Source organism: Anaerostipes faecis (assembly GCF_910574135.1).
Classification (GTDB): domain Bacteria; phylum Bacillota; class Clostridia; order Lachnospirales; family Lachnospiraceae; genus Anaerostipes; species Anaerostipes hominis.
Window position 1 is genome coordinate 25,701 of record NZ_CAJSYK010000029.1, and the last position, 6,395, is coordinate 32,095.

At 46.0% G+C, this 6,395-nt stretch carries 7 protein-coding genes; all 7 read right to left on the reverse strand.

Features of this window, described 5'->3' with window-relative positions:
- Positions 1-65 precede the first annotated feature (65 nt).
- The 7 genes from QGT46_RS14810 to QGT46_RS14840 all read right to left on the reverse strand — a co-directional run bounded on the left by QGT46_RS14810 (position 66) and on the right by QGT46_RS14840 (position 6,251).
- Positions 66-458, reverse strand: a complete 393-nt coding sequence (locus QGT46_RS14810; RefSeq protein ID WP_024728987.1) for a hypothetical protein — start codon at positions 456-458, stop codon at positions 66-68.
- A 66-nt stretch (positions 459-524) separates the two neighbouring features.
- Positions 525-1,184 carry a GTP pyrophosphokinase gene (locus tag QGT46_RS14815; protein ID WP_148460148.1) on the reverse strand — a complete coding sequence of 220 codons (660 nt, stop codon included), beginning with the start codon at positions 1,182-1,184 and terminating at the stop codon, positions 525-527.
- A 124-nt stretch (positions 1,185-1,308) separates the two neighbouring features.
- Complete coding sequence (locus tag QGT46_RS14820) at positions 1,309-2,076, reverse strand: SDR family NAD(P)-dependent oxidoreductase (RefSeq protein WP_148460149.1); 768 nt, start codon at positions 2,074-2,076, stop codon at positions 1,309-1,311.
- 78 nt (positions 2,077-2,154) lie between these two features.
- Positions 2,155-3,183, reverse strand: a complete 1,029-nt coding sequence (locus QGT46_RS14825) for a glycerol-3-phosphate dehydrogenase (protein ID WP_024728990.1) — start codon at positions 3,181-3,183, stop codon at positions 2,155-2,157.
- Positions 3,184-3,267: 84 nt separating this feature from the next.
- Positions 3,268-4,302 carry a zinc-dependent alcohol dehydrogenase gene (locus QGT46_RS14830; RefSeq protein ID WP_148460150.1) on the reverse strand — a complete coding sequence of 345 codons (1,035 nt, stop codon included), beginning with the start codon at positions 4,300-4,302 and terminating at the stop codon, positions 3,268-3,270.
- A 19-nt stretch (positions 4,303-4,321) separates the two neighbouring features.
- The gene (locus QGT46_RS14835; protein WP_148460151.1) at positions 4,322-4,969 is read right to left on the reverse strand and encodes a class II aldolase/adducin family protein; all 648 of its coding nucleotides are present in this window, start codon (positions 4,967-4,969) and stop codon (positions 4,322-4,324) included.
- Positions 4,970-4,991: 22 nt separating this feature from the next.
- On the reverse strand, positions 4,992-6,251 hold the full coding sequence (locus QGT46_RS14840; protein ID WP_148460152.1) for a PTS galactitol transporter subunit IIC: 1,260 nt from the start codon (positions 6,249-6,251) through the stop codon (positions 4,992-4,994).
- Between the last annotated feature and the right edge of the window lie 144 nt (positions 6,252-6,395).

The following is a 6,395-nucleotide window of genomic DNA, read 5'->3' on the forward strand; positions in this document are numbered from 1 at the left end:
AAGATGCCGCAAAACAACTGTACTCCAGCTGTTTTGCGGCATCTCTGTCTCTATAAAATATGTTTTTAGTCTGAAAACATCCTGCATTTTCTCCTGTAACGGCATCTGCGGTGATAGAGTTCTCCTCCCAGCAGTGTGCAGACCATCTGATAAAGAAGGCGGTCCTTTTTTATGCAGTCTTCCTTTTCCATTTCCTTTATCTTGTCATAGATATGATCGGCAAGTACAAGAACCCCCGTGCGGTCCAGATACTCGTCAAACATCATACTTCCCTTGTACTCCAGCTGATCGCAGGCATCCTCAATGTACTCAAGTACTTTACCTGCAACCGGTCCATACATCCTCGTAATGTACTGATAATCGTCCTCATCCTGCTCATCCATCATCACCATCGGCTTTCTGGAAAGAGACTCCATATCGAATGTCGGCAGATCACCTAAACCTTCACGATCCATCATTTTCGCTGCTCCTTTTCTCTACTGATAATATATTATGAGAAAGGAGCAAAAAAAGGAACAAAATTTTTAAAGTTCTCTTCTCATATCCTCCTGTTTCAGGCTATGGATCTCTTCATTGATCGCCAGCATCTTACTGTCCAGATAACTGATCATCTCCGCACATTCCCGAAGTTCTGACCGGATATATTCCGGAGCATGTCCGTCATACTTGTAATAAATCTTGTGTTCCAGGGACGCCCAAAAGTCCATGGCAACCGTGCGGATCTGTATCTCTACTCTTGTTGGTACGACTGTATCCGAGAGAAAGATCGGAACTTTCACGATCATATGGTAACTCCTGTACCCGCTGGGTTTTGGGTTGACCATATAATCTTTGATTTTTACTACTTCAATATCGTCCTGATTGGAAATCATGTCTACGATGCGGTAAATATCTGGGGTGAAGGAGCAGATAACTCTGATCCCTGCCACGTCGTCAATATATCTCTCAATGTTTTCTACCGTAATATCCTGCCCCTTTTTCATGAGCTTCCGGACAATACTCTCTTCACTTTTCATCCGGGATTCGATATGTTCGATTGGATTATATTTGTGCACAAATTTAAATTCGTCATTTAAGATCTCAAGCTTTGTTCCGATCTCTTTAAGCGCTGACTGATATAACAGCTGCATTTTCCGGTATTCTAAAAAAATATCCTTTACATCAGGTAATTCAATCTTTGCCATAGAATTCACACCTCTTTCTGAATTGTATCGTGACTGGCTCTCCTATGCCTGCCAGTTCTAAAGAATATTTTATCATGAGTACAGAGAGCTTTCAAACTTATCAATGTGAAATCTTTATGACATTTCAGCACATCAGCATTCCGCCTGTGGCATCAAAAGTAATTCCGGTAAAATAGGAAGCCCTCTCTGACACAAGGAAGACAGCCGCATTTGCCACTTCCCTTGGATCTGCAATTCTTCCTATGGGTATCTTTTTGTTCTGTTCTTCTTCGTCTTTTTTATCCTTAAAAGATTTCATGAGCATGTCTGTCTTCATGTATCCCGGAGCAATGGCATTTACAGTAATTCCGTATTCTGCAGTTTCCCTGGCAAGAGATTTGGTAAGCCCGATCAGACCGGCTTTCGATGATGCATAATGGGAATGATTTCTTTTTGATCCCATGATGCCCGCTTTGGAAACCACATTTAAAATACTTCCCTTTTTTCCTGCCTCCGTGAGATGGCAAATCAGCTTTTGAGAAAGCAGAAACGGCACTGTCAGATTCATCTCCAGAACTCTGCGGAAGTCTTCTTCCGGCATTTTGGCAGCCATGGAAGTTGTCCAGGCGGCCGCATTATTCACGAGGATATCTGCGCCCCCAAACTGTTCACAAGCAGCCAAAAACAGTCCGTTCCTGTCGGATTCCTCCATCATATCTCCCTGAAACCCAAAGACCTTTCCGGGACACTCCCGGTTCATTTGGCGGATCAGTGCCTCCGCCTCGTCCTTTCCTGACCGGTAATTCATGACCACATTGGCGCCTTCCTCAGCCAGCACCCGGCAGACCGCCCGTCCAAAGCCTTTTGCTCCCCCTGTAACAACTGCCGTCTTTCCCGATAACCCTAACTCCATGTGTACCTCCCTTATAACTGCCGATATCTCCGGAACGCTTTCATGCCGTCCCGGAGATATAGAATCTGAACTTATTTCTTATTCATTTACTCTGAACTTCTTCCAAGGTATATCGAGCATTGATCCGTGCTGCAAAACATCATCAATATGTAAAATCAGAGGGAAATCTTCTTTTTTCATCTGATTTTTCTCAGAAAGAATTCTAACAGCTTTCGCCGCCCGCCGGGCGATGACCACTGATTCTAAAGTCACACCTTTGAGTTCTTCCATAGCCTGTTCATATGGCATACCTGCTCCAAGCCTTTTTCCGATTTCCTTTGAACGGCCGCCCATGACAGTCACATACAAGTCGCCGATTCCGTGAATGGAGTTTTCAACATTTCCTCCCATGTACTGGACAAATTTCATGATCTCATAAGAGCTCTGTCCAAACAGTGCAGACTGAGTGTTGCACATATATTTCTGCTGCTTTTCTTCCAGACCGATGCCAAGACTGACTCCAAGAGCATATGCATTTTTAAGGGCAACCGCAATTTCCAGCCCGGCTGCATCCTGTGTCAGATCAATGTGATAATACGGCCTCTCTAAAAGCCTCTTAAAGAACTCAAGGACTTCCATGTTCTTTCCACAGAATGCGACTCTTGTATCGTCATGGTCTGCCAGCTCATAGCACCTGCAGGGCCCTCCGATGGCACAGAATTCATGGCTTTTTCCATTCTCTGCTTTTGATTCAAACAGTTCGGGAAATGTCTGGATCGTCCCGTCGTCATATACCTTAACACCCTTGGTCACTGCGATCACCGGTATTTTATCCGGTATCTTTGCCAGGGCATTTTCAATAAACCAATCCACCCCAAAGCTGCTGACTCCCAGTATCACTGCATCACAGCCAGAAAGCGCAGCATCCAGTTCTTCAATCTGAAATGCCTTTACGCCCTCGGGCAGTGTTCTTTTGAGTGTGGGATGGTAACGGTTTTCCTTTACCGAATCAATAATCTCCCTGTCCAGCGGCGTGCCTGTAAGACGCATCTCATTTCCATTTTCCACAGCAGGAAAGGAAAGGCTTGACGCCATCACTCCTGCTCCAATCACCGTAATCGTACTCATAAGACCCTCCATTTCAAACAACATACATACAATAACTATTGTACCTTATGGCGCAAAGCGCGCCAAGCCCGAAGGATGTTTATTTTAAGGGATAATCGCGTATTTGATGCCTTTCTGCCTGCCGATGCTCTCCAGTGCATCAATTGCTTTTTCTAAAGGATAATGCCCTGTGATGAACAGACTGCCGTCGATCTGTCTGTTGGACAGCAGTTTCAGAGCCAGCTGTACATGGTACGGCGTGTGATGATAAACGGCCTTCAGTGTGATCTCCTCATAGTGGAACTTCTGGCAGTCCAGGGTAATGCTTGTGCCTGCTTTGGTGCCCCCGAATGCAAGAACCGTTCCTCCCGGGCTCACCATATTTACGGCATTTTCCCAGACTTCCGGGAATCCTGTTGCTTCTACGACCACATCGGCCCCTTTTCCGCCGCACAAATCTCTCACTTGTTTTATATGTTCTTCCCCGGAGGCATTGACAGTTTTCCATACCCCGAATTTCTCAGACTGCTCCAGGCGGTAATCCGACAAATCTACGGCTATGACTCTGCATCCTTTCAGGCTTAACAGCTTCATAAACATGAGTCCGATAGGTCCTGCCCCGATGACTGCGACGGTGTCTCCCACCTTGGCCGGTATCCGATCGCTTCCGTGGACCGCACATGCCAGAGGTTCCAGAAGTGCCGCCTGTTCAAACGGCAGATGTTCAGGTACATGATAAAAATTATATTTCAGAATATGAGACGGCACGGCTACATACTCAGAATACGCGCCGTTCAGATACTGCAGATTTTCACAAAGGCTGTATCTCTTATTTTTACAATGCTCACACTCGAAGCACGGGGCGGTATTGGCTCCCACGATTCGGTCCCCTACCTTAAATTTTGTAACGTCCTTTCCTGCCTCCACAACTACTCCGGAAAACTCATGGCCGAATGTGGAAGGTACAGAAGTGATAATGGTCGGATGTCCTCTCCTGTATGTTTTCAGGTCTGTGCCGCAGGTCAATGCTGCTTTTACCTGAACCAATACCTCATCGTCTTTAATCTGTGGAATATCCGTCTCCTCAAACCTTACATCTCCCGGTGCATAAAACATCTGTGCTTTCATTTTCCCCTGCATGTTTCCATCCTCCTAATTCTTATTTCTGTCCATAGTTTTGATCTGTGTCTTCTTTTAGAAATTTACACATCTGGTCTTCCAGCGTATTTACATTCCCCATCTGATAAGCCAGATACGCCACCTTTGCACTCTCCTCAAGTACAATTGCATCATTATATGCCTTGTCAATTGTCTCGTCGATACAAATTGCTCCGTGATTTCCCATCAGCACTGCTTTGTCATCCCCAATCGCCTCTGAAGTCACTTCTGCCAATTCGTCGCTTCCAGGCGGTACAAAAGCGGCACAGCGGATATTTCCGCCTACCAGACCTGCCGCTTCCGAGGTGATGCACGGCATCCCTCCGTCTACACAGGCCCATGCCGTACAGTAGGTGGAATGGGTGTGGACGACGCCGAACACATCCGGCCGCCTCCGGTACATGGCTGTATGAAGCGGCATTTCAATTGACGGCCGGCGTTCCCCGTCTACGATCTGGTTATCGGCAGTCACAACCACAATATCTGAAGGATGAAGAGTCTCATAGGGCATTCCGCTTGGCGTAATGCACACATATCCTGTCTCCGGATCTCTCAGGCTGAAATTACCGAATGTGAGAGGAATCAGCTTCTCCTTTTGTATTTTCAATGCAATTTCGATAACCTTGCTTCTTTCTTTTTCTAATAGCATATAGCCTCCTTATGTGAAAATTTTAAAACAGCATCTGAAAAAATTCTGCAATCTTATATATGATGTACGGTACTAAATGGGCTCCTGTATCCAGGGAAGAAATCGCCTTTGCCCCTGCCGGAAACGTAAAGTCTGTTGACTGTGCAATCAACGTGGCTGTTCCCGCTAAGTTGGTAGCAATGTATAAAATTGCAATCATCATCAGCGTTCCTGTGATCAGTGAGCGGAACAGGTTTCCTTTGGACGCCACGACCGGCCAGATCATAAAGAATGGCAGTGTCGCAAGATCCACCAGCGGCAGCACTCTGTTTCCCGGAAGGATTACTGCCAGCAAAAGAGTGACCGGAATCATGATCAGTGCAGCCGAGATAACCATAGGAGATCCTGTTGCGATGGCTGCATCCATTCCGATGTTGACTTCCTTTCCCGGAAACTTCTTTGCCAGGAATTTCTTCGCGTCTTCACTCAGCGGCATAAGCCCTTCCATGAGAATCCTTACCATTCTCGGCAGAATGAACATAACCGCAGCCATATTGACTCCGAGGGTAACGATCTTGTTAGGCTCGTATCCCGCCAAAGCTCCAAGGCCTGCTCCAAGGATCAGTCCTAAAACCATCGGCTCGCCGATGATTCCAAATCTCTTCTGGATCGTTTCCCCATCGAAGTGAATCTTATTGATCCCTGGTATTTTGTCATAAACCTTATCCATTAAAATGCATATAGGCGCCCAGCTCACGGTCTCTGTGTGGGGCAGAGAAACTCCTGGAAGGCCGAAATATTCCTGCACCCTTGGTGCCGAGTAATCTGCCAGCTTCATAATGATGATAAAGGTGATGCCTGATGCTATAACTCCCGCAATCATACTTCCTGTCAAAAACTGTACCAGCGCCCCGGTTAAAATGAAGTGCCAGTAATTCCAAATATCAATGTTCAGTGTCTTTGTGGTGTTGGTAGCAAGCATAATAATATTTAAGACAAAACAGACGAGGAACACAAATGGAACGATCTGTGTGCCGAAGGCGATGGACGCGCTGACCGGCCATCCTACGTCAATAACCGATAAATTCATTCCAAACCTCTGTGTCATTGCCTGCGCGGCAGGGCTTACGAAGTCTCCCATCAGTCCAATCACGAGATTAATTCCGATAAATCCGATGCCTATGGTCATACCTGACCGGAATGCCTTGGAAAATTTCTGACCCAGGACCAGTCCGAGAATGGTTATGATCAGCGGCATGACCACAGATGAACCTAAATCCAAGATGTACTGTAAAACACTCATAGCTTTCCTCCCTTTCTTTTTCATAACTTCTCGGAATCTTCAGCCCTGATTTTATAAGGCTTTCAGACCCTATCTCAAAAAAATCACCCACTTTTTTTAAAAACACTTGACAAATCGCTCAAAATTTGCGGCGAAGCCGATTGA

Bases quoted from the DNA above. Each gene is read 5' to 3' on its own strand.
- QGT46_RS14815 (WP_148460148.1), bottom strand. From the start codon at position 1,184: ATGGCAAAGATTGAATTACCTGATGTAAAGGATATTTTTTTAGAATAC.
- QGT46_RS14820 (WP_148460149.1), bottom strand. From the start codon at position 2,076: ATGGAGTTAGGGTTATCGGGAAAGACGGCAGTTGTTACAGGGGGAGCA.
- QGT46_RS14830 (WP_148460150.1), bottom strand. From the start codon at position 4,302: ATGCAGGGGAAAATGAAAGCACAGATGTTTTATGCACCGGGAGATGTA.
- QGT46_RS14840 (WP_148460152.1), bottom strand. From the start codon at position 6,251: ATGAGTGTTTTACAGTACATCTTGGATTTAGGTTCATCTGTGGTCATG.
- QGT46_RS14810 (WP_024728987.1), bottom strand. From the start codon at position 458: ATGATGGATCGTGAAGGTTTAGGTGATCTGCCGACATTCGATATGGAG.
- QGT46_RS14825 (WP_024728990.1), bottom strand. From the start codon at position 3,183: ATGAGTACGATTACGGTGATTGGAGCAGGAGTGATGGCGTCAAGCCTT.
- QGT46_RS14835 (WP_148460151.1), bottom strand. From the start codon at position 4,969: ATGCTATTAGAAAAAGAAAGAAGCAAGGTTATCGAAATTGCATTGAAA.